This window comes from Candidatus Clostridium helianthi (genome assembly GCF_045310795.1).
Taxonomy (GTDB): Bacteria; Bacillota; Clostridia; order Clostridiales; family Clostridiaceae; genus Clostridium; species Clostridium helianthi.
Map to the genome: position 1 here is coordinate 153,956 of NZ_JBJIAB010000007.1, position 21,336 is coordinate 175,291.

Consider the following 21,336-nt stretch of genomic DNA (forward strand, 5'->3'; position numbering starts at 1 on the left):
TTTTAATAAAGATTAAGGATTATTTTCAAGGTTATATTGGAAATAATCCTTTTAATTTTAATCCTTGGAGTTAATAAAATCACATATTAGGTAGATTTCTCTGACTTAAATAAAAAAATTATCTTAGTGTTTTAACAATATATATAAGTTTAATGAAAAAATAATTTAAACAAAGGAATATAAATCGAATTTATTATGGTAATATTATACTTATAGAATATGTATTTTATAGATGAACTCACTACATACAGCTAAAATAGATATAAGGTAATAATAAAATAGATTACACAAGATAAAAGGTAGATTAAAATATCCTGAATTAAAAATAAGATATCTTAATGTACTTTATTTTATTTATGATATAGAATTGGAACATTAGTTTAATTTATATTAATTATTTGAGCTTTGTTTAATTTTAAATTACGAAGTTTAGTTTATAGTCAATAAGAAGATTGCTTATAAAAATAAAATTATTATGTTAGGAGGAATTATGAGTTTAGCAGAAGAATTTTATAAAGAGAACATGCAACGATGTTTAAGACAAACAAAAGACCTGAACTATAAGGTAAATATTATTGGATGGAGCAGGTTGTTTGTAGTATTTTTAGGTTTATTAACTGATTACATTTTATATAGTCAGAATAAATTAAGTCTAATATTAATCTCAACTATATTTTTTATTGGTATCTTTATTGTTTTGATATTTTATCACAATAATATAATTCAATACAGAGAAAAGATCAATATGATAATGAAAATTAATGAGAAGGGAATAAAAAGATTAAGTGGAGATTTTACGAGTTTCGAGGATTCTGGTTCAGAGTATTTAGATTATAAGCATCCATTTGTAGATGATTTGGATGTATTTGGCAATAACTCGATTTTTCAATATATTAATGATACAGTAACTAAAGGAGGAAGAGAAGAACTAGTAAAGTTATTAAAAAATGAAGGAAATTTGAATAAGCTTGATATTGCTGAAAGACAAGAAGCTGTAAAGGAACTGAGCAAAAAAGCTACATGGAGGCAAAGTTTAATTCTTGAAGGTAGTTTGAAAAAATCAAGAGATATAGACTTAGATAGTTTAATTAATTGGAGTGAAGATGCAGAATCATCAAGTCCACTGAGAATTGTTATTGCATGTACTTTTATTTTAGTAACAATTTTTTCGATATATTTAGCAATAGCAAAGGTAATACCACAATCATTTCTACTTTTAAATTTTATGGTGAACTTTATCGTTGTTAAAGTGTTATCTAAAAGCATGGGCTCAGAGATTAAGTTATTTGAATCCATAAAGAATAGCATATATGGGTATAGTAAAATTTTATTTCTAATAGAAGAAGAAAATTTTGATTCAAAGTATTTAAAGAACTTACAAGGAAAGTTGAAAAGTGATAAATTAAGTTGTAAGGAAGAGATGAAAGCTTTTTCTAATATCTTAGATTGGATAGGAAATAGTTCATATAATGCATATTATCTCTTATTTAATATACTATTATTTTCTGATGTATTCCTATTAAGAAGTTTAGAAAAGTGGAGAGAAAAGAATGGGAATAAGCTTAAAGGCTGGTTAGAGGTAATGCATAAAATAGATGCATTAGCTAGTGTATGCAATTTTTCATTTGAAAATGAAAATTGGACGTATCCTGTTATTTTAGATAAAAATGAAATAAGTGCAGTGAATATAGGTCATCCTTTATTAGGAGAAAAAGCAGTTAAAAATACATTTTCAATGACGGGTAATCAAAAGGTTTCTCTAATCACAGGTTCCAATATGTCTGGGAAAAGTACATTTTTAAGAACACTTGGTATTAATCTGGTTTTAAGTTACATCGGAGCACCAGTGCATGCGGATAAATTTTCTTGTGGAATTATGAAGATATACACTTGCATGAGAACAAAAGATAATTTAGAAGAGAATATTTCATCATTTTATGCAGAAATTTTAAGAATAAAAATATTAATAGAGGCATGTAAAAGAGGAGAAAGTGTATTTTTTCTACTAGATGAAATATTTAAGGGAACTAATTCAAGAGATAGGCATACTGGTGCCTCTGTATTGATTAAACAGTTAATTAAATACGGAGGGGCTGGGCTTGTTTCTACTCATGACTTTGAATTATGTGATTTAGAAAATGAAAGTGAAGAGATAATAAATTATAATTTTAGAGAATTTTATGAAAATAATAAAATCAAATTTGATTATATTCTTAGAGAAGGAAGAAGCACAACGCAAAATGCAATTCATTTAATGAAGCTTGCAGGGATAGATGTATAAATAATTAAGTTTAAAGAATTAAAATTAGCATTAGAAAGGATTAAGCATGGGGTACATTATTATTGACTTAGAATTTAATAATTTAAAAAATATAACTAATTATCAAAAAGATTTTTTTGAAAAATATGGCGAGTTTGATTCAGTAAGTCTGGAAAATGAAATTATAGAAATAGGTGCAGTAAAAGTAGATAAATATATGAAACCTATAAAAGAAATTAGGGAGTATATTAAGCCTAAAATATTTCCTGTAATTAATCCAATAGTAACAGAAATCACTAAAATAGATATGGATATACTTAATGAAAAAGGAGTGTCTTTTGAAGATGCTATAAGTAAATTAAAGGATATGTTTGAAGATGGAGATGTTTTATGCTCATGGGCAAAGGATGATGTTGCAGAATTAATTATTAACGCCCATTATTATAATTATAATGATTTAAGATGGTTAAATGAATATCTCGATATTCAAGAATATGTTACTAAAATTTTAGCTCATAAAAAAGCATTGGGGCTTAAGTCAGCTTTAGATGAATTAAAAATTAAAGTAGATGATACAAAATTACATGATGCTTTAAATGATGCAAAATATACCGTCGAAGTATTTAGGAGAGTATATAATTCTAGAGTGATAAAAAATTATATAGTTAAAGATATATATAATATGCCTGCTATACAGGTATCAGATCTTGAGAGTATAGAAATAGAAGAAGAAAAATTAATGCTAAAGTGTCCTAAGTGTGGAAAAAAAATTGATTTACAAACTCCTATAAAGCTTTTAAATTGGAGATTTGCAGCTGTAGGCACTTGTCCGAAATGTAAGTGCAATGTTTTATGCGAAGTTTTGGTTAAAAAGACTCTTCAAGGAGAGAATGGATATAACGAAGTTAATAGTGTATTGAAAGATGAAGCGTACTTAAATTATATCTATAAGTTAGAGAATAGTGAGAAAAAAAGGTGATTTCAGTATATATTCAGAAATAAGTAAGAATTTAGTTAAAGAAATTTAATCCGAGATATGATAAAATAGTTTTGTGAAGAAGAACAAAACGAATACATTGAATGAAAGGATTTTATTTATGAATATAGCCTTTTTTCTTACACCAAAAAATGAAGTTGTATGTGAAAATCAAGATGCAACTATGAAACAAGTTATGGAGAAAATGGAATGCTACGGATACACAGCGATTCCTATTATAGATAGAGAAGGAAAATATGTTGGTACGCTAACAGAAGGCGACCTATTGTGGAAGTTGAAAAATACACATAATTTAAATTTTAAAAACATAGAATCTGTTAAAGTTAAAGACATTTATAGAAAAACAACTCATAGGTCTGTTTCTATAACTTCAAATATAGAAAGCTTAATATCTTTAGCTGTAAGTCAGAATTTTGTGCCTGTAACCGATGATAATGGTACTTTTATAGGGATAATAAAAAGAAGTGATATAATCAATTATTGTTTCAATGAGATGGAAAAGAGAAAAGAATTAGAAATACAACAATTTTCAATGTATGATGAAGGTTAAAGTATTATAAATATAAGATCGCATTTATTTTGAAAATTTAAATGTATGAGCGACTCAACTGGTAAAAAAGGAGATACGCATCTTTTATAGTAAAGATCCGTATCTCCTTTTATTTGTATAAAGAATACCACCGGTTAGACCGGTGGTTCTGACTCTGAGAAAGATTTGCTTTTATGAATAAATTTCGGGCTATAACTTTTATATTATTAGATAATAGGTTTTTAATAATCTATTCTGCATTTTGATAAGTTTCTACTACAAAATCAAACTCGTTGGGATCAGTTATCTCTCCGTAACTATCTTCTTTTATTCCAGGGTAATAGTATAGTACTAGCTTATCATTAGAGTTGTTGAAATTTTCTAGAAGAATATATAAATTATCTAAAGTACAGTCTTCAACGACAGCTAAAACATTATATTTTGAAGAAACTCGAGTATCGTTGTTAGTAAGATCTAGCGTAAAATTATCAAACTTTCTTACATTGACTCTTTCTTTATCACAAGAGCAAATTAAAGAACCGCTTCTACAGCTTGAACATTTTTTGAAATTGCAATCAAATGCACAGTTTAAGCATTCACAATGAGAACATTTTTCTAACTGTTTAAAGTTTTCTCTATTTTTAGTTTTGAAATCTTGAAGTAAGCTTATGCTAGGACTAGATTTGAACATTGAAAATAAAGATTTTTTCTTACAGTCAGTTTCTGCAGAATCCAAAAGCTTCATATATTCCTTAAGAATAGGTGATTTAGAGAAATATTTTCTTATTTTTGAATCTCTTTCTGAAATAAATGGGGATATTTCACTTATGGCATAAGCTATATCAGTATAAATCTTTCCCCAATACCTTCGTTCTTCGTTAATAAAATTTAGGTCCTTATCACTATCCATATTTTATCACCTAATTAGATTTGTATTTTGCTAATTCAAGATCTAAATCAACTTCATCTAATTTCTTAAATTCACTATCAAAATCATCTAGGTCTCTTAGTTCACCTAAACCTTGAGCAAGAGCTTCTTTACGTTGAATTTTTCTTTCTATACTATCAATTTGTATTGAGTTACTTTTAGTTTGAACATTAGCTAGAACCTCATTTACTTTTTGAGAGGCTTCAGCATTTGCAAATCTTGCAGCTGCCTCATCTCTGTAACTTCTAGTCTTTGTTATTTCTTCTTCCAAAGCACGTAAATTTGCCTTTAAAGTATCTGCTTGTATTTTAGCATTATCATAGCTTGCTTGTAGAGAAGCAGCCTTTTTATCTGTTTCAACTTTTTTAGCTAATGCTCTTTTTGCTAATTCCTCATTTCCCTTGCTTAGTGCTAATCTAACCTTTTGATCATAATCTTCAGATTCTTTTTTAGCAGAATCTAGTTTTTTCTCAATTTCATGAACATTACCTAAAATTTGAGCTGAACTCAATTTTGCTTTATTGAATTGTTCATCCATATCTCTTAGTTTTTGATCTAATAATTCAACTGGATTTTCCATTTCATCTAATGAGTTGTTTACTTTTGCCTTGATCATATTTGACATCCTTGAAAAAATTCCCATGCCTATACCTCCAAATAATTATTATTTTCTTTTATTATTTAAATATTTTTTTATTAATATAATAGCTAGTACGAATACTCCAGCTAAAACTAAGGTGTTAATTAATGAGCTTGTTGGTGAACCAAAATAAAATGGTCTGTAAAAGTATCCTCCACCAAAGAACGGCCAGAATGAATGTCTGTTGGAACCACTATTATATGTTTGAGTATTAGTATTTTTATTATCATTTGTATTAGAAGAAGTTGAGGGGTCAGTGGTTCTACTTTTATCAGTTGTAGAATAAGAACCGCTACTAAATCCTTGTGATCCACCACTACTTGAAGATGAAGAAGAATTCTTTGAATTTGAGTTTGAAGAATCACTATTCGAAAAATTACCAGATTTAAATCCTTCACCGTTCTTTGAACTACTTGAATCACCACTTGTGCTTGTTGAGGATTTACTAGATGAACTTGATCCACTAAAAGATCCTGAACTAAATCCACTACTTGATTTTGAACTGCTAGAACTAAATTTGCTGCCGCTAGAGCTTGATCGACTGCTACTACCAGTTGATTTAGCAAAGGCGACTGTAGTATTGTTAGATGTATTTATACCTATAAATGACATAGCATCTAAAGATAAATTAGAAAATATAAATATGAATGTTAAAAATATAGTTAAAGCATATTTTTTTTTAATCTTACGAATAGTGATCACCCCTTAAAAGATTATGTACTTATTATATAAAAAAGATTCCTTATACACAATATGGAAAAGCAATGAAAAAAGACTAAAAAGGATGATTATAATTGTATATCGCAACAAAGGTTATTATATCTCTTTTATAATGGTTATTTCTTATCTTTTTAAATGGTATTATATACTGCATATCAAAATTGTAAATAATTTTGATAATAATTAGATTAAAACAATGTGTATTTTTATATTAAGATAATATGAGGATTAAATTTTAAAATGATTGTATATATGTTGCAATTAACAATTAAGGCTAAATTTCTTGCAATATTTTTAGAATTATCATGAAGAATTATTTTGGTAACATATATATTATAATTATATTTGTAGCACAGCAAACCGTACTTGTGTAAAAGATTCTATTAGACTATTATTGTAAGTAAGAAAAATTATAATGAGGAGTGAATTATACTATGTCCAATGAAGAATTAGAAAGCAATATGAGTGAACTTTTAAATCAATACGATGTAAAAAGACTAAATAGAGGAGATGTATTAAAAGGTAAGGTTATAGATGTAAACGATAAGGAGGTTTCGGTTAATATAGATTATGCTTTCGATGGATTAATAGCTAAAGAAGAAGTATCTATAGATGGCAGGGATCCAAGGGAAGTAGTCAGCAAAGATGATGAAATTTATGTTTATGTCATATCTCCAAATGATGGTGAGGGGTATGTTGAACTTTCTTTAATAAAAGCCTTAGAAATAAAGGAAAGAGAAGAATTAAGTGAATGTTTCAAAGAAAAAAAGAATGTTAAAGTACATGTGAAAGAAGAAACCAAAGGTGGAGTAATTGCATACTATGGCAGCGTAAGAGTGTTTATTCCAGGCTCTCTTGCAAGCAGAGAAAGAATTCAACTTAATAATTTAATAGGAAGAGATTTAGATGTTAGAATCACTGAATTAGACTTTAAGAACAAAAAAGTTATAGCATCAAGAAGAATTATTGAAGAAGAAGAATATAATAAAAATAAGAAAAATATATGGGATAATTTAAAAGAGGGAGAGAAAAGAAACGGAGTTGTCAAGAAAATAGTTAAGTTTGGAGCTTTTGTTGATATTGGGGGAGTAGAAGGATTAATTCACCTTTCGGATTTATCATGGGAAAGAGTAAATAAGCCGGAAGATATAGTTAAAGAGGGAGATAAGGTAGAAGTATTTATAGGTAATATAGATAGAAAAAATGAAAGACTATCATTAATATTAAAAGATGTAACTAAAGAACCATGGATAGTTCATGGTAAAGATATTAATGAAGGCGATATATTTGAAGGAAAGGTTGTACGTCTTACTACATTTGGTGCATTTGTTGAGTTATTTGATGGTATAGAAGGCTTAGTTCATATAACAGAGATTACAGACGAACATATTGCAAAGCCTTCAGATGTATTGGAAGCTAATCAAAAAGTAAAGGTTAAGGTGCTAAGTATCAATAGGGAAGAAAAAAGAATAGCATTGAGCATAAAGGAAGCTGTAGAAACTAATAAAGAATATCTTGATTACATTGACAATAGCGATGAAAGTGGAACTTCATTAGGAGACTTACTTAAAGGGTTTAAATTTGAGTAAATTAACAGAAGTTTAAATATGAAAAACAAGTATGGATAATAATCCATACTTGTTTTATTTTGAATGTTTTGATTAAATCTTTTCTATTTTTAACATATTAGTTCCACCAGTTTGAGTTGTTGGCATTCCAGCAGCAACTATTATATCGTCTCCAGGTTGTGTGAAATTTAAACTAAATACTGTGTTTTTAGCTTCTGTTAATATTTCATCTGTTGAGTTAAACATTTTACAAGGCATTGGGAAGATTCCAAAGTTTAAGCTTAATCCTTTTCTTACTTGTTCATAAGGTGTTATAGCTATGATTGGAGCCTTTGATCTGTATCTTGAAAGTAGTCTTGCAGTAGCACCGCTCTTAGTTGCTGCCACTATAGCTTTTGCATGTAATATGTTAGCTGTTCTACATGCTGAATAACTTATTGCAGCTGCGTAGTCAGTAAGTGATGGTTCTCTAAGTCTTGCAGTTAAGTGATTATAATCTAAGTATTCTTCAGCTTCTTGAGCAATTTTTGACATTGTCTTTGCTGCTTCTATAGGGAAACAACCAGAAGCACTTTCTCCACTTAACATGATTGCATCAGTTCCATCAAAAATAGCGTTACAAATATCACTTGCTTCAGCTCTAGTTGGAAGTGAATTTCTAATCATTGAATCAAGCATTTGAGTTGCAGTTATAACAACTTTACCAGCTTCATTACATTTTCTAATTATCATTTTTTGTATTATAGGCACTTTTTGAATTGGAATTTCAACACCCATATCTCCTCTGGCAACCATTACAGCGTCAGTTACTTCGATGATAGAATCTATATTATCTACACCTTCTTGGTTTTCAATTTTAGCTATTACCTTTATATGTTCCCCATGGTTTTCTTTTAGAACTTTCTTTACATCTAAGATATCACTGGCTTTTCTTATGAAAGATGCAGCAATAAAATCAACGCCCATTTTGCATCCAAATTTTATATCTTCTATATCTTTTTCTGTAATTGATGGTAATTTAATAACTACATTAGGTACATTTACACCCTTATGATTTTTAATTTCACCACCTACAACAACTTTTGTATGAATTGTTTTACCTTCAACACCAGTAACTTTAAATTTTAGAAGACCATCATCAACAAGAATTTTTCCGCCAACTTTTATATCTTGATAAAGCACATCATATGAGATTGAGCATCTTTTCTCATCACCAAGAATTTCTTCGCCACATATGAAATCGAAATCGTCACCGTCATTAAGAGTTACACCATCGTTTACAAAGTTATGAGTTCTGATTTTTGGACCTTTAATATCAAGAACTATAGCTGTTGCAGAATTCATTTCTTTACTTAGACGTTGGATTAGTTCGATTTTTTCTTTGTGTGTTTCATGTGTACCATGAGAAAAGTTTAATCTTGCAGCGCTCATCCCAATTTCAATGAACTTTCTTAAAGTCTTCTCATTATCGCTTGCTGGACCAATAGTAAAAATCATTTTTGTTTTTTGCATATAAACACCTCACATTAAAATTTTGTATATATATTATAGTGTGTGAAATAATTAATCATAAAATAATAAAAATATACATAATATAGCAATATTTTATGATAAACTAAGAAAAGATATGTATAATCATATTCTATCATATAATTGATGAAAGGAAGAGAGTAGAATGAAAAATTTAGAGAATATTACGGGGAAAAGAATTTTTTATCATTTTAATGAAATAAGTAAGATACCAAGAGGTTCTGGAAATGAGAAACAAATAAGTGATTATTTATTGAGCTTTGGAAAGAGTTTAGGATTAGAATGTATTCAAGATGATGCCCTAAATGTTATTATTAAAAAACCTGCATCAAAAGGGTATGAGAAAGCTCCAACAGTTATAATCCAAGGTCATATGGATATGGTGTGTGAGAAAAATAGCGATAAAATTCATGATTTTGAAAAAGATCCAATAAGTTTAGTGGTCAAAGATGATTATATATATGCAGATAATACAACTCTTGGAGGAGATGACGGAATTGCTGTTGCTTATGCGATGGCAATATTAGAGGACACATCGATAGAACATCCTGCTATTGAGGTATTAATAACAACAGATGAAGAAACAGGAATGACTGGAGCTAAAGCTGTACAATCAAAAGATTTAGATGGAAAAATTGTTTTGAATTTAGATTCAGAAGAAGAAGGAAAACTTTGGGTAAGCTGTGCTGGTGGAATTAGAACTCAATCTACTTTACCTATTGAATGGATGAAGAAAAAAGAAAATACAAAAGAATATGTAATTGAAGTTAAGGGATTAATTGGAGGACATTCAGGAGCTGAAATTCATTTAGAAAGAGGAAATGCAAACAAATTAATGGCAAGAGTATTAAGAGAAATCTTTAACAAAGTAGCTTTTAATTTAGTTTCATTAAATGGTGGAGCAAAAGATAATGCAATACCAAGAGAAGCTATGGCGGTTATTTCAATTGATCAGTCTAAGGAAAAAGAATTAATTGACGCTAAAACAAAGGTAGATAATGATATTTCTAAAGAATTTAGCACAAAAGATCCAGGACTTAAGATAAAATTATCTGAAAGTAAAGATAAAATAGAAAAAGTATTTTCAGATGATACTACAACTAAAGCAATTAGTTTATCATATTTGTATCCAAATGGTGTAAACACAATGAGTTCTGAAATAGAAGGATTAGTGGAGAGTTCATCAAATCTTGGAGTGGTAACAACTGATGAAAGTGATATAAAATATCATAGTGCTGTCAGAAGTTCTGTGTTTTCATTAAAAGAAGAAATAGTTGAAAGAAATAAATGTTTAACTGAAATTATGGGTGGTACATTTGAGTCTGCGGCAGGATATCCAGAATGGCCATATAAAAGTGATTCAAAAATAAGGGATATATGCAAAGATGTATATCTTAGAATGTATGGAAAAGAAGCAGAAGTTGTAGCTATCCATGCTGGATTAGAATGTGGAATACTTAAGGAAAGACTTGGAGATTTAGATATGATTAGTTTTGGTCCTAATATAATTGATATACACACTCCAAATGAACATTTAAGTATATCATCTGCTTGTAGATGCTTTGAATATTTATTAGAAGTTCTTAAGGAAATTAGAAATTAGTATAAAAAATTAATTAGAACAGTAAGTTAACCAGAAAATTTATTGGATAACTTACTGTTTTTTTGTTACTCTCAAAATTTTGAGTTTTAGGTTTATTTATAGAAAAGATAATGAGTAAGAAATAACAAAATGTAAAACAAAAGTCAGAAAATTATAAATTTACAGTAAATGACCATTATTGATAGTAATATTGAGGAAATTAGAGATATTTCGGTATAAATAAGAATATAAAAGTATAAAAGGTTTGACCTTTACCTAGCTTATCACTATACTAGATACATGTTTTAAAATTTACAGCAAAGTGTAAACGATAACTAAGGTGCCTTTTATGGTAATATAGATTAGGTATGGAGAGGAATTTAAGATGAAAATTAAAAATAATAGGCTTATGAAATGTGTAATTACAACTTTTATTTTTTCGGGAGTTTTTCTTATTAATATGCAACATGCCAAAGCTGATACTACATTAACACATAATAGAGGAATTACAATTAAGACTAGTGAACTTAAAACAGCTAAAGTGATAAAAGCACCATCAGATTCAGAAACAGTATCAAATGGTGAAGATTCAGTATCAAGAGGAGCAATTAGTAAGGGAAATGAAGTCGTAAATTATGCATATAAGTTTTTAGGAAAGCCATATGTTTATGGAGCGGTTGGTCCAAATGCTTTTGATTGTTCAGGATTAACACAATATGTTTATAATAAATTTGGTGTAGATATATCAAGAACTACATATACACAAGTAAATGTAGGGACTAAAGTGGATAAAAGTAATTTAAGAGCTGGAGATTTAGTTTTTTTTAATACAGAAGGATCAATTAGCCATGTGGGAATTTATATTGGAAACGGAGAATTTATACATGCGCCAAGGTCTGGAAAACCAGTAATGGTAAGTTCATTGTGTGATGGATACTATTCAGAAAGATATGCTACTGCAAGAAGAATTTTTTGCTAATGGATATAGTTAACTTAAGATGCTAAATGTAAATATAATATAGTTAGAAATGATATATAAGTATGCTTAGGAGTGTAGGAATATGACTTTCTATAGCCTTAATATTGCAAATATATAAGTTTAGATTTTTAAAATATGCCCTATATAATATTTTTTTATTTAACATAATTCATATATGTGTAACTTACAGAATAAATATTAATATATAAGAAATCTGAAAAAATAGCAGGTCAAATATATATAATATTATTCTGTTTTATAATGTTTTCTATAAGTTTTGATGACATATAAAACTTAACTTTTGACACGCTATTTTTAGAATGTTCAAAAGGGGGGAGATTATGAGATACACAAGATATGAATATAAAAAATCAGGCAGGATGAAATTCTTATGTAGTGTTGTCGTTATCGTTGGGATATCTATAGTTGGAGGAGTGTTTATTAGCAATGTTATCTTTGATGGGAAGAGTGTACAAAACGTAGGCATAAATAGTTCAAAATCTTCAACTCAAGGTGACTATAACGGTACAATAAAAAATATCATCGCACTGCAATGTGGTTATTATTCAAAAGAGGAGAATGCAAAAGAGTCGCTATCTGCAATATCAAAATACTGTCAGCCATTTATAGTAGAAGATGATGGTAAATATAGAGTTTTAGCAGGAATATATAATGAGGAAGATGGCTTAAAAAAGATAGAAGAATTCAAGTCCAATAATATTGATGTCGCTAAAATTAGTTTAGGTGCTTCTAGTGATGACTTGGAAAATAAAAAGCTCATAGAAATTATGAATGGATTTTTGACAATTGTGAATAAGTTACAAGATAATCAGGTGAAAAGTATAAAAACAGCAGAATTTAAAGCCTGGACGGATGGAATTGTAAATGAAGGAAGCACAGCCAAATCAAATAAGATAAGCCAATTATATGATTATGTAAAAAATCTGCCTGATGAAATGGATAAAACGAACAGCAGCAATGATATGCAGGAGTTATATAAACTTATTAAAAACTGAAAGATTTAGTTAATAATTATTACAACAAAATTACATTTATATAAAAAAACTTATAACTTAATATAACACACTTGTTTAAGAACATCTTAAATGATAAACTATAAGGTGTAGAAATGGTAGAATATCATTTCTACACCTTTAAAATTTAATAGTTTTTGGTTAAAAAATTAACATGTCTACAATATATATTATTTGTCAATGATATATAATAAGGTACATTCAAAGAATGGGAGATCATTATGCTCGCCTATTATTTTTCATGTGCCAAAATTCTTTATTTTAGGATGTGAATATATGAAAGTAATATTAGCTTCTGCTTCAGAAAGACGACAAGAACTCTTAAGTAGATTAATTAAGAATTTTGATGTTATTGTCAGTAATTTTGATGAGAGTAAAGTTATTTTTGAGGGCTCTATAGATAGATATGTTAAAGACATAGCTTTAGGAAAGGCACTGAATGCTAAGAATAAGCTAGATGAGGATGCGATTATAATTTCAGCTGATACTGTAGTCACCATAGACAATATGATACTAGGAAAACCAAGAGATGAAGAAGATGCTTTTAATATTATAAAATCACTTCAAGGTAGAAAACATTTGGTTTATTCTGGTGTTGTTGTGATTAATACAGCTAAAAATTTGACGATTCAAGAGAGTTTATCTACTGAAGTTACTTTTTCTGAAATAAGCGACGATGAAATATTAGAATACATAAAAACTGGTGAGCCTTTAGATAAAGCTGGCGCTTATGGAATCCAGGGGATAGGTGGAATATTTGTTGAAGAGATAAGAGGATGTTATTACAACGTTGTTGGACTGCCACTGAATAAGCTAAAGTTTATGCTTAAAGAGATACAATAATTATATTTTAGGGATAGAGGGGAAATCATATATTTGGAGGTAATATATTATATGGAAAGTAGCCTTAAAATCAAAGATATACCACAAAATGAACGACCTAAAGAGAAATTATTAACTTATGGAGCAGAATCTTTAAGTAATTCGGAATTATTAGCAATAATAATTAGGACTGGAACACAAGGAGAGAATGTTCTTCAATTGTGTAGCAGGCTTTTATCTGAGCTAGAAGGGCTAAATGGTATTTTAGATGCAAGTTTTGATGATATAGTATCTATAAAAGGTATTAAACAAGGAAAAGCTTCACAAATTTTAGCTTTAGCTGAGCTTTTTAAGAGATTTAGAACATTGAAAGCAATAAATAATGACATCAAAATAACTTCACCAAAAGACTTATCAAGTCTTCTCATGGGAGAAATGAACGAATTAAATCAAGAAGTATTAAAAGTTGTCTTATTAAATACCAAGAATATAGTTGTTGGTATTAAAGATGTTTTTAAGGGTAGTTTAAATACGTCGGTTGTGCATCCGAGAGAAATTTTTAAGCAAGCTATAAGTAAGAATAGCGCATCGATAATTATATGTCATAATCATCCGTCAGGCGATCCGACGCCTAGCAGAGAAGACATAAATATAACACTAAGAATTAAAGAATGTGGAAATATTATAGGAATTCAATTAGTAGACCATATTATAATAGGAAATAATAAATTTGTTAGCCTCAAAGAAAGAGGACTAATATAGAATTGGAAGGGGAAAAATAAATGGGATTTTTTGGATCAGGAAAAGATATGGGGATAGATTTGGGAACTGCAAACACCCTAGTATTTGTAAAAGGTAAAGGAATAGTTTTAAGAGAACCATCTGTTGTTGCAATGAACACTATGACTAAAAAGACATTAGCGGTTGGATCAGAAGCTAAGCTTATGATTGGTAGAACCCCAGGAAATATAGTAGCTATAAGACCATTAAAAGATGGAGTAATTGCAGATTTTGATACAGCTCAAACAATGATGAAAAGTCTAATAGAAAAAGTATCAACTAAGAATGCATTTAAAAATCCAAGAATAATAGTTTGTTATCCATCAGGAGTTACAGAAGTTGAGAAAAGAGCTATCGAAGAAGCTACAAAACTTTCAGGAGCTAGAGATGTTATTTTAATGGAAGAACCAATGGCAGCAGCAATCGGAGCAGGGCTTCCAGTAAGCGAACCAACAGGAAGTATGATAGTTGATATTGGCGGTGGAACAACAGAAGTTGCTATTATTTCATTAGGCGGTATAGTAACTAGTAAGTCACTTAGAATAGCTGGTGATGAGTTAGATCAATCAATAATATCTTATATTAAAAAAGAATTTAACTTAATGGTTGGAGAAAGAACAGCTGAACAAGTTAAAATGGAAATAGGTTCAGCTTATAGGACTTCAGATGAAGAAACAGTCATGGAGATTAAAGGAAGAGATATGATTACTGGGCTTCCAAAGATTGTTGAAATTTCAGAAACTCAAGTTAGAGAAGCTTTAAAAGAACCAGTATATGCTATTATAGAATCAATTAAGACAACATTGGAAAAGACTCCACCAGAACTTTCAGCAGATATTATGGAAAAAGGTATAATGTTAGCAGGTGGCGGGGCATATCTAAAAGGATTAGATATACTTATAAATAAAGAAACAAACATGCCTGTACATATTGCGGAGGCACCTCTTGATTGCGTAGTACTTGGAGCAGGGAAGGCACTAGAAGATTTTGATAAAATTAGCAGAGATCAAAGAGGTTAAATATGAAGCTTCTTAAGAATAAACTGGCAGTAACTATTATAGTACTGTCAGTTAGCTTTTTAGGGTTAATAGTTTATACAGTTAGAAAGGAAAATAGAAGTATTATTGAAAGTGGTGCCGGTAGTACTTTAAATCCAGTGCAAAGTCTCTTATATTCAGGAACTAGTAGGATTAAAGAGACCTTAGATTTTTTCTTGAATTTTTCAGAAGTAAAAGCGCAAAATAAAGAATTAATTAAAGAAAATCAAGAACTTGAAAATGAGTTGGCTAGTTATTCAGATTTAAAAGAAGAAAATGATAGATTAAGACAAGTGTTGAATTTTCAGGAAGAAAGAAACAATTATAACTATGTAGCATGTGATATTATAGGATATAGTGGTGGAAACTTTTTAGATGGTTATGTGGTAAATAAAGGAAAAAATGACAATATACAAAAGGGTATGATTGTTATAGCGGCTCAAGGTCTAGTGGGACAAGTAACCAGTGTTGGAAGTAATTGGTGCATAGTTCAATCTCTGATTAATGAAAATATAGCAGTAAGTGTTATGGATCAAAGTACTAGAGATGCTACAGGTTATATAAAAGGTTTCAAAGATAGTACGGGAGAAAACTTAGCTAAGGTATATGATCTTCCAATGAATTCAGATGTTAAGGAAGGCGATGTAATAATGACATCTGGAGTAGGAATGCTTTATCCAAAGGAAATTAGAATTGGTGAAGTAATTTCAGTAGAAGAAGATAAAGTAAAAGTAATGAAGAATGCAGTTGTAAAACCATATGTAGATTTTAATAAGTTAGAAGAATTATTTATTGTCTCTCCAAAGGATACGAGAGAAATTAAATATAATTAGAGGTTTATAATGGAAAAATTAATTATTATTTTGATTTCTATAGGATTGGTTATATTAGATAACTCACTAATTCCGTTTTTTTCAATAAAGGGAGCTTATCCCAGTTTACTATTTACTTTTGCTATAGCTTATTCATTAGTCAATAAGAAAGAACGAGCTGTATTTATGGGTGTTGTGAGTGGGATACTTCAAGATATTTTCTTTTTTAATGGTTTTGGTGTAAATTCATTATTGAATTTATTTCTATGTCTTCTAGCAAGTTTTATTGGAGCAGGAATAATAAAGACTAAGAGACTGATACCTGTGATCTCGGCTTTTTTTATAACAATAATTAAATACGCAGGAGTTATGTTGATATTTAATTTTTTTAATATTGAAATACAATTTTCTAAAAGTATCATTATGGGGGTATACAACGGAGTAATAATGTTTTTTGTGTATAAATTAGTAATGAATGTTTATGATGATGAGTATTCAAAGCAAAGATGGAGGTTTAGATGATAGTAAATAAACCAACTAATAAAAAGAAAAAGAAGATTTCTAGATATACAGTTTTATCTATAATTATGATAGCTATATTTTCAGTGATCATTCTAAAATTGTTATATATTCAAGTATTTAATTATGATGAATATAAGGATAAAGCAGATGTAACATCAACAAGATTTATATCAGAAAAAGCCCCAAGGGGTAAAATATATGATGACAAAGGAAATGTTTTAGCAACTAATATTCAAACATACACTATTACATATACGGAAACAAAAGATGCTGATAAACAGTTTTATATAACTATGAAAGAACTTTTTAAAATATTGGATGAAAATGGAGAAAGCATTCAGGATTCGTTACCTTTAAAAATTGATGGTAATAATAATATATATTTTGAGTATAAAACTAATGAGAAACAATCCCAAAATATAGAGGAATTGAGATTTAAAAAGGATAGGGGACTGAATGACACTCTAAAAAACAAAATGTTCAAGGATGTTGAAGAATTATCGGATGAACAAAATGCAAAACTAGATGAAGAACTTCTGAAAATAACTCCTGATGATGCATTTTATGCATTAGTTAAATCGTATAATTTAATTGGCCTTGTAGATCCAGATTATGACTCAAAAGAAAAGAAGAATGTCTATTCTAAAATGGAAGGCAAGGATTTAACAGATATGATTTTAAAAGAAGGGTATTCTTTAAATGATATTAGAAAATTTATGCTTGTAAAAGATGCTATAAAAATGCAAAGTTTTAAAGGATATAAATCAGTAACTATTGCAGAGAATATTAAGAAAGATACTTCATTAATAGTAATGCAAAAGAAATACGATTTGCCAGGAATAAATGTGAGTTCGGCACCTATAAGATCATACCCATATAATAATTTAGCATCTTCAGTTTTAGGGTATGTATCTTCAATTAATGATACACAAAAATCAACATATGAACTTAAAGGATATGATGTTTCATCAGATTCTGTAGGAAAGTCTGGAATAGAATCGGCTTTCGAAGAACAATTAAAAGGAGTTAAGGGTGGAACAACTGTTAAAGTTAACTCTAAAGGAAGTGTTTCGCAAGAATTATTTAAACTTGAACCTTATCCGGGAGATGATGTTCATCTTACAATAGATAGAGATATTCAATATGCAGCAGAGCAAGCATTGGCAGATAAAATTGCTGATATGCAGGCTACCGGAAGAGATGATAAAGGAAATAGACTATTGAATGCAACCAGAGGTGCATTGGTAGCTGTTGAAGTTAAAACTGGAAGGGTATTAGCTTTAACAAGTTATCCTAATTTGAATCCAAATTTATTTACAGTTCCAGGACAGTTAACTCCTGAGCAGTATAAAGATTATTTTAATCCTGATCTAGAAAAGTTTGGACAGGAGTTTATTAAAAGAATGGGACTTAATAAAACTGTTGATGATTTGTTCCCAGTAAGAAATGGAGTTAGATGGGATAAATTTGATTTATACCCAAAAGCAACATTTAATTATGCAACTCAGTCATTAATTCCACCGGGTTCTACATTCAAGCCTCTTACAGCTGTTGCAGGTTTAGAATCAGGGGTAATAACTCCAGGTGAAATGATAAATGATACAGGAGTATTTAATATTCATCCAGAGATTTTTGGTAAAGCTTTTAAGCCAGGAGGATTAGAAGCTGCACAAGGGAACATAAGTTTAACAACAGCTATAGCAAAATCTATTAACTTCTACTTCTATGAAACTGCTACTAGAATGTATATACAAGCAGGAGGTAAGGCTAATAATGTTGAAGCTCTAAATTCTCTTGCTAAATATGCTTGGCAATTTGGATTAGGAGTTGATCCAAATAGTAATGCAAAGAAGTCAACAGGAATAGAAATTGGAGAAAGCTTTGGTCAGACGTACAATTTTACTGATAATAAAAAGAATTTCTTAGCAATGTCGACAGATAACATAATTACATTTTTAGATAACGGTGAATACAACGGAGTGTTTTTTGCTCCAATTCATTTAAAAGATTCTGATAATGATAATGATGCAGTTAAGGCAGCTAAGAAAGCAATCAAAGATAAAGTCAAAGATGCTATAGATAAGAATTCTGATAATCAGCAAGCAGTAAGCCATGATTTTTTTGCCAAGGATATAAAAAAAGATGTTTTAAACCTAATGAATAATTCTGATGAGTATAAGGCAAGTATATCTGGAAGAAGCGTAAATATTGATTCCCAGGCTACAATAGTAGCAGAAGAATTAGCTCAATTTGCAACTAATGATATGCCAGGACAAGTAAGATCCCCAGGTTCACTTGTTTCAGCATCAATAGGTCAAGGAATGAATAACTTTACTCCATTGCAACTAGTATCATACATATCAACTATTGCAAATGGAGGAACAAGATATAAGATTCATTTGGTAGATAAAGTTACAGATGGGGATGGAAATATAGTTCAAGAGTTTAAACCAGAAGTTTTAAATACAGTTAAAATGTCAAAAGAGACTCAAGATGCTGTTAAGCAAGGAATGACAGCTGTTAACCAAGAAGCAGATGGTACCGGTAGTTCTACATTTTTAGGATATCCAATACCAACAGCTGGTAAGACTGGTACAGCCGACGTTTCTGATGATCAATTAGAAAAAGGAAGGGAACCTTACGCAACATATGTCAGTTTTGCGCCAGCAAATGATCCACAGATAGCTGTAGCAGCGGTAGTATTTGATGGAGGTCATGGAAGTAATATTGCATCAGTAGTTAAATCAGTTTATGATGCTTATTTCAAGGATCAATTAAAGAATGACACACAGTATACTTCATCATCAGATACATGGAAAAAATATGTTTTAGGTAATCCATATACTCAAGAGGCAAATGCTTCACAGGCAAATACAAACCAAACTCATTAGTAAAAATTTATAATAGAAATCTTGTATTTAAAAATAAATTAATAAAAATCAATTGATTTGTAAGGTATCTATATTAGGTATGCAATTATAAAAATTGCATAAAGTAAACCTAATTATAGATACCTTTTTATAAAAATTTAGATTTAGTGAGGGAAAAATGAAATATAATAATATTCTAAAAGGAAAATTTATCTCAAGACCAAATAGATTTATAGCTTATGTTGAAATTGATGGCAATGAAGAAGTTTGCCATGTAAAAAATACTGGAAGATGCAAGGAACTTTTGACACCTAATGCGACAGTATTTATTCAAAAAAATGATAATCCTAAAAGGAAAACTAAGTTTTCTCTTATAGGCGTTATAAAAGGAGACAGAATGATCAATATGGATTCTCAAGTAACTAATAAGGTTGTTCATGAATGGATATTAAAAGGGAACCTCTTAAAAGATGTGACTTTAATAAAACCAGAAACTAAATATAAGAATTCAAGGTTTGACTTTTATGTTGAGACAAAGCATCAGAAAATTTTTATAGAAGTAAAAGGAGTGACTTTAGAGAATAATGGAATTGTAAAGTTTCCTGATGCACCTACGGAAAGAGGTGTTAGGCATCTTAGAGAACTTGTTGATTGCGTTAAAGAAGGGTATGATGCCTACGTCATATTCGTAATACAAATGAAAGATGTTGTTCATTTTGAACCTAATGTAGAGACTCATAAGGAATTTGGAGATACACTAAAATATGCAAAAGAGAATGGTGTAAATATAGTTGCAGTAGACTGTTTAGTAGATGTAGACAGTATTAATATAAGGGATTATGTTGATGTAATATTATAGTGTGATAGCTGTTCAATGCTTTGGTATATACACTGCATATTATCAAATTTTGATGTTTTATATGCTTTTGTAAAATTTAATCAAAAATTAGTGAAACATATATACAAAAATAGTCAGTATAATGATATAATTTTAGAGAGGTTGCCATTTTCAAAACAATTTAACTATTTTAACCTGCAAAATTCATTGGAGGGAATGAATGTATAATAATGATGGTATTTTAATAAAGGGAAATAAAGATGGAATAAATACAACTATCAATATGAATAAATTTGCTTGTTTTGATGATATGCTTGTATTGCTAATAAAGAAACTTTCTAAAGGAAAGCATTTTTATAAAGGGACAACTCTAATATTAAGAATAGATTTAAAATTGGTTAATAAAAAGGAAGTAGGCATTCTTAAAGAAAAATTATTAACTCAAATTGAATTAAAAGATATTGTTCTAGAAGATATAGAAAAGGAAATTGAGCAGGTGAATGAAAAAGAGGTTAAGGTATTCTCCGGTGTATACGAAGGGAAAACTAAATTTATAAGAAAGACAGTTAGAAGCGGAGAATGTATTAATTACCAAGGAAACATAGTTATAGTAGGAGACATAAATAGTGGTGCAGAAGTATATGCAGCAGGGAATGTAATTGTTTTAGGACGTATAAGGGGTAAAGTGAGCGCTGGGACTAATGGAAATATAAAAGCGGTAATAGCAGCATTCCTACTACAACCTGAACTATTAAAAATTGCAAATGTTATAGCTATGTCTCCAGATGATATCCAAAAGCCAAGCTATCCAGAATTAGCAAGAATTAGGGATGGGTTGATAATAGTGGAACCATATTTACCAAATAAATATATATACTAAAACGTCGG

Annotated in this window: 19 protein-coding genes; 15 read left to right on the forward strand and 4 right to left on the reverse strand. The window is 29.4% G+C overall.

Going from position 1 to position 21,336, the window contains the following annotated elements:
* Positions 1–490: 490 nt before the first annotated feature.
* The 3 genes from ACJDTP_RS08165 (at position 491) to ACJDTP_RS08175 (ending at position 3,807) form a co-directional block, all read left to right on the forward strand.
* Positions 491–2,281, forward strand: coding sequence for a MutS-related protein (locus tag ACJDTP_RS08165; protein WP_406760907.1), 1,791 nt, complete (start codon positions 491–493; stop codon positions 2,279–2,281).
* A gap of 46 nt (positions 2,282–2,327) precedes the next feature.
* A complete protein-coding gene (locus tag ACJDTP_RS08170) occupies positions 2,328–3,239 on the forward strand; it encodes a 3'-5' exonuclease (RefSeq protein ID WP_078115852.1) in 912 nt (303 codons plus the stop codon).
* Positions 3,240–3,357: 118 nt separating this feature from the next.
* Complete coding sequence (locus ACJDTP_RS08175) at positions 3,358–3,807, forward strand: CBS domain-containing protein (RefSeq protein WP_077839237.1); 450 nt, start codon at positions 3,358–3,360, stop codon at positions 3,805–3,807.
* Between the two features lie 229 nt (positions 3,808–4,036).
* Here ACJDTP_RS08175 and ACJDTP_RS08180 read toward each other — a convergent pair whose 3' ends face one another.
* Genes ACJDTP_RS08180 through ACJDTP_RS08190 form a run of 3 tightly spaced genes read right to left on the reverse strand, consistent with a single transcriptional unit; the run spans position 4,037 to position 5,966 of the window.
* Entirely contained in the window at positions 4,037–4,696 is a 660-nt protein-coding gene (locus tag ACJDTP_RS08180; RefSeq protein ID WP_078115853.1) for a DUF1292 domain-containing protein, read from the reverse strand.
* 10 nt (positions 4,697–4,706) lie between these two features.
* A complete protein-coding gene (locus ACJDTP_RS08185) occupies positions 4,707–5,357 on the reverse strand; it encodes a PspA/IM30 family protein (RefSeq protein ID WP_077839239.1) in 651 nt (216 codons plus the stop codon).
* Positions 5,358–5,378: 21 nt separating this feature from the next.
* Entirely contained in the window at positions 5,379–5,966 is a 588-nt protein-coding gene (locus ACJDTP_RS08190; RefSeq protein ID WP_406760908.1) for a hypothetical protein, read from the reverse strand.
* Positions 5,967–6,508: 542 nt separating this feature from the next.
* Between ACJDTP_RS08190 and rpsA the strand changes: the two genes are divergently transcribed.
* Positions 6,509–7,663 (forward strand): 30S ribosomal protein S1, encoded by a 1,155-nt coding sequence (rpsA, locus tag ACJDTP_RS08195; protein WP_078115855.1) that lies wholly within the window; start codon positions 6,509–6,511, stop codon positions 7,661–7,663.
* 72 nt (positions 7,664–7,735) lie between these two features.
* On the opposite strand, the gene pyk is transcribed toward rpsA, so the two are convergent.
* Entirely contained in the window at positions 7,736–9,154 is a 1,419-nt protein-coding gene (gene pyk, locus ACJDTP_RS08200) for a pyruvate kinase (RefSeq protein ID WP_078115856.1), read from the reverse strand.
* A 163-nt stretch (positions 9,155–9,317) separates the two neighbouring features.
* Here pyk and ACJDTP_RS08205 point away from each other — a divergent pair, with 163 nt between their 5' ends.
* From ACJDTP_RS08205 to minC, 11 genes are all read left to right on the forward strand, one after another.
* Complete coding sequence (locus tag ACJDTP_RS08205; RefSeq protein ID WP_078115857.1) at positions 9,318–10,775, forward strand: aminoacyl-histidine dipeptidase; 1,458 nt, start codon at positions 9,318–9,320, stop codon at positions 10,773–10,775.
* A 364-nt stretch (positions 10,776–11,139) separates the two neighbouring features.
* Positions 11,140–11,733: a C40 family peptidase gene (locus tag ACJDTP_RS08210; protein WP_011967836.1), complete on the forward strand. Its 594-nt coding sequence runs from the start codon at positions 11,140–11,142 to the stop codon at positions 11,731–11,733.
* A gap of 341 nt (positions 11,734–12,074) precedes the next feature.
* Complete coding sequence (locus tag ACJDTP_RS08215) at positions 12,075–12,749, forward strand: RNA-dependent RNA polymerase family protein (protein ID WP_077868992.1); 675 nt, start codon at positions 12,075–12,077, stop codon at positions 12,747–12,749.
* A gap of 294 nt (positions 12,750–13,043) precedes the next feature.
* Positions 13,044–13,610, forward strand: coding sequence for a Maf-like protein (locus ACJDTP_RS08220; RefSeq protein ID WP_406760909.1), 567 nt, complete (start codon positions 13,044–13,046; stop codon positions 13,608–13,610).
* A 51-nt stretch (positions 13,611–13,661) separates the two neighbouring features.
* The gene (gene radC, locus ACJDTP_RS08225; RefSeq protein ID WP_077868990.1) at positions 13,662–14,351 is read left to right on the forward strand and encodes a RadC family protein; all 690 of its coding nucleotides are present in this window, start codon (positions 13,662–13,664) and stop codon (positions 14,349–14,351) included.
* A gap of 20 nt (positions 14,352–14,371) precedes the next feature.
* Complete coding sequence (locus ACJDTP_RS08230) at positions 14,372–15,388, forward strand: rod shape-determining protein (RefSeq protein ID WP_011967840.1); 1,017 nt, start codon at positions 14,372–14,374, stop codon at positions 15,386–15,388.
* Positions 15,389–15,390: 2 nt separating this feature from the next.
* A complete protein-coding gene (gene mreC, locus ACJDTP_RS08235; RefSeq protein WP_077868989.1) occupies positions 15,391–16,239 on the forward strand; it encodes a rod shape-determining protein MreC in 849 nt (282 codons plus the stop codon).
* A 9-nt stretch (positions 16,240–16,248) separates the two neighbouring features.
* Entirely contained in the window at positions 16,249–16,740 is a 492-nt protein-coding gene (mreD, locus tag ACJDTP_RS08240) for a rod shape-determining protein MreD (protein ID WP_011967842.1), read from the forward strand.
* Positions 16,737–19,631 carry a penicillin-binding transpeptidase domain-containing protein gene (locus ACJDTP_RS08245; protein WP_078115858.1) on the forward strand — a complete coding sequence of 965 codons (2,895 nt, stop codon included), beginning with the start codon at positions 16,737–16,739 and terminating at the stop codon, positions 19,629–19,631. The genes mreD and ACJDTP_RS08245 overlap by 4 nt, the downstream gene beginning before the upstream one ends.
* 157 nt (positions 19,632–19,788) lie before the next feature.
* Positions 19,789–20,469, forward strand: coding sequence for a DNA/RNA nuclease SfsA (gene sfsA / locus ACJDTP_RS08250; RefSeq protein ID WP_406760910.1), 681 nt, complete (start codon positions 19,789–19,791; stop codon positions 20,467–20,469).
* Positions 20,470–20,668: 199 nt separating this feature from the next.
* On the forward strand, positions 20,669–21,328 hold the full coding sequence (minC, locus tag ACJDTP_RS08255) for a septum site-determining protein MinC (RefSeq protein ID WP_078115860.1): 660 nt from the start codon (positions 20,669–20,671) through the stop codon (positions 21,326–21,328).
* Positions 21,329–21,336: the final 8 nt, after the last annotated feature.

What these genes read in the sequence shown, in the direction of transcription:
- ACJDTP_RS08220 (WP_406760909.1), top strand. Translation starts at nt 13,044, where the DNA reads ATGAAAGTAATATTAGCTTCTGCTTCAGAAAGACGACAAGAACTCTTA.
- ACJDTP_RS08205 (WP_078115857.1), top strand. Translation starts at nt 9,318, where the DNA reads ATGAAAAATTTAGAGAATATTACGGGGAAAAGAATTTTTTATCATTTT.
- ACJDTP_RS08245 (WP_078115858.1), top strand. Translation starts at nt 16,737, where the DNA reads ATGATAGTAAATAAACCAACTAATAAAAAGAAAAAGAAGATTTCTAGA.
- ACJDTP_RS08165 (WP_406760907.1), top strand. Translation starts at nt 491, where the DNA reads ATGAGTTTAGCAGAAGAATTTTATAAAGAGAACATGCAACGATGTTTA.
- radC (WP_077868990.1), top strand. Translation starts at nt 13,662, where the DNA reads ATGGAAAGTAGCCTTAAAATCAAAGATATACCACAAAATGAACGACCT.
- ACJDTP_RS08175 (WP_077839237.1), top strand. Translation starts at nt 3,358, where the DNA reads ATGAATATAGCCTTTTTTCTTACACCAAAAAATGAAGTTGTATGTGAA.
- mreD (WP_011967842.1), top strand. Translation starts at nt 16,249, where the DNA reads ATGGAAAAATTAATTATTATTTTGATTTCTATAGGATTGGTTATATTA.
- rpsA (WP_078115855.1), top strand. Translation starts at nt 6,509, where the DNA reads ATGTCCAATGAAGAATTAGAAAGCAATATGAGTGAACTTTTAAATCAA.
- ACJDTP_RS08215 (WP_077868992.1), top strand. Translation starts at nt 12,075, where the DNA reads ATGAGATACACAAGATATGAATATAAAAAATCAGGCAGGATGAAATTC.
- pyk (WP_078115856.1), bottom strand. Translation starts at nt 9,154, where the DNA reads ATGCAAAAAACAAAAATGATTTTTACTATTGGTCCAGCAAGCGATAAT.
- sfsA (WP_406760910.1), top strand. Translation starts at nt 19,789, where the DNA reads ATGAAATATAATAATATTCTAAAAGGAAAATTTATCTCAAGACCAAAT.
- ACJDTP_RS08170 (WP_078115852.1), top strand. Translation starts at nt 2,328, where the DNA reads ATGGGGTACATTATTATTGACTTAGAATTTAATAATTTAAAAAATATA.
- ACJDTP_RS08230 (WP_011967840.1), top strand. Translation starts at nt 14,372, where the DNA reads ATGGGATTTTTTGGATCAGGAAAAGATATGGGGATAGATTTGGGAACT.
- ACJDTP_RS08210 (WP_011967836.1), top strand. Translation starts at nt 11,140, where the DNA reads ATGAAAATTAAAAATAATAGGCTTATGAAATGTGTAATTACAACTTTT.
- ACJDTP_RS08190 (WP_406760908.1), bottom strand. Translation starts at nt 5,966, where the DNA reads ATGTCATTTATAGGTATAAATACATCTAACAATACTACAGTCGCCTTT.
- ACJDTP_RS08180 (WP_078115853.1), bottom strand. Translation starts at nt 4,696, where the DNA reads ATGGATAGTGATAAGGACCTAAATTTTATTAACGAAGAACGAAGGTAT.
- ACJDTP_RS08185 (WP_077839239.1), bottom strand. Translation starts at nt 5,357, where the DNA reads ATGGGAATTTTTTCAAGGATGTCAAATATGATCAAGGCAAAAGTAAAC.
- mreC (WP_077868989.1), top strand. Translation starts at nt 15,391, where the DNA reads ATGAAGCTTCTTAAGAATAAACTGGCAGTAACTATTATAGTACTGTCA.
- minC (WP_078115860.1), top strand. Translation starts at nt 20,669, where the DNA reads ATGTATAATAATGATGGTATTTTAATAAAGGGAAATAAAGATGGAATA.